This window comes from Pseudothauera nasutitermitis, assembly GCF_004801295.1.
Taxonomy (GTDB): domain Bacteria; phylum Pseudomonadota; class Gammaproteobacteria; order Burkholderiales; family Rhodocyclaceae; genus Pseudothauera; species Pseudothauera nasutitermitis.
Genome location: NZ_SSOC01000016.1, coordinates 1 through 1,310 on the forward strand (window position 1 = coordinate 1; position 1,310 = coordinate 1,310).

General features: G+C 63.2%; 1 protein-coding gene. It reads right to left on the reverse strand.

Annotation, left to right across the window (positions count from 1 at the left end; all coding sequences use genetic code 11):
* Nucleotides 1–241: 241 nt before the first annotated feature.
* Nucleotides 242–1,258: an IS110 family RNA-guided transposase gene (locus tag E6C76_RS21920; protein ID WP_136350401.1), complete on the reverse strand. Its 1,017-nt coding sequence runs from the start codon at nucleotides 1,256–1,258 to the stop codon at nucleotides 242–244.
* Nucleotides 1,259–1,310: the final 52 nt, after the last annotated feature.

The following is a 1,310-nucleotide window of genomic DNA, read 5'->3' on the forward strand; positions in this document are numbered from 1 at the left end:
AGGCGAGAACAACAAGGTGCGGACTGGCCAGACTACAAACGGTCACTCTTGCAGCGCTTCATTGGCTGCGGACCCTGATGAAGGACGCACGCGGAGAACCCATTCGTTAGCCGGCGCTGATGCAGCCGCCCTTGAATTAATCGGTCACGCCCCGCGCAGGTCCAGACCTGTTGTCATCAACGCTTGCCGTCACGCGGCGGTCAAATCGGTGCTTGTTGGTCGGTTGCAGGCTGGAACTGGATCAGGCTGGCAGCACAAAGGCTTCGCCTCGTCGCAGTACCGCCCAGGCCATGCGTGCGTTCTTGGCGGCAATGGCCACCACCGCCTTCCAGTAGCCCCGCCGTTGCTGCAATGCCATCGCCCAGCGACTCAATGTGTCGGTCTTGTTCTTGGCTGCAGCCAGTACGGCCCGGGCGCCCATGACTAGCAAGCTGCGCAGGTAAGGATCTCCTGCCTTGGTGATGCGCCCCAGCCGGGCCTTGCCGCCCGAACTGTACTGGCCAGGCACCAAACCCAGCCAGGCGGCAAACTGCCGACCGCACTCGAAGTCATGACCATTGCCGATCATGGCCACCAGGCAGGTGGCGGTGGTGTCACCCACGCCGCTCAGGCGGGTAAGGCGTTGAGCGCGGCTGTCCTGACGAGCGATGTGCCGGAGACGCAGGTCATATTGGGCGATCCGCTCATCGAGCCGGCCGACCTCGCTGAGCAGGTCACCGATGACCGTATTGGCCCAGCCGGGCAGTTCCTCCAGGCATTCGCCCGCGCGCTTGCGCACCGTGGCGGCCTTGAGCGGCAGCACGATGCCGAACTCGGCCAGCAAACCCCGAATGCGGTTGAGCGTAGCGGTACGTTGTTCGACAAAGCCTTGGCGGGCACGGTGCACCATCAGGTGTGATTGCTGATCGAGCGTTTTGATCGGCACGAAACGCATGTGTGGGCGCTGCACGGCCTCGCAGATCGCCGCGGCATCGGCCGCATTGTTTTTGCTGCGCCGCCCGCTCATGCGATAAGGCGTGACGAACTTCGGCGCGATCAGGCGAGCGGTATGACCAGCCGCCTGAAACAACCGCGCCCAGTGGTGCGCGCCCGAGCACGCTTCCATGCCAACCACGCATGGCGGCAGGCTTGCGATGAGTTCATGCAGCTTCTCGCGTGGTACCGCCGGGCGTACCAACCCGGCACGGCCAGTCTCATTGACGCCATGCACGGCAAATACGTTCTTGGCGAGATCGATTCCAGCGGTCACAATGCTCATGGACTTCCCCTGTCGGACGGATTGATGAGAGTTCGCACTTCCCATCGTGGCA

What these genes read in the sequence shown, in the direction of transcription:
- E6C76_RS21920 (WP_136350401.1), bottom strand. Translation starts at nt 1,258, where the DNA reads ATGAGCATTGTGACCGCTGGAATCGATCTCGCCAAGAACGTATTTGCC.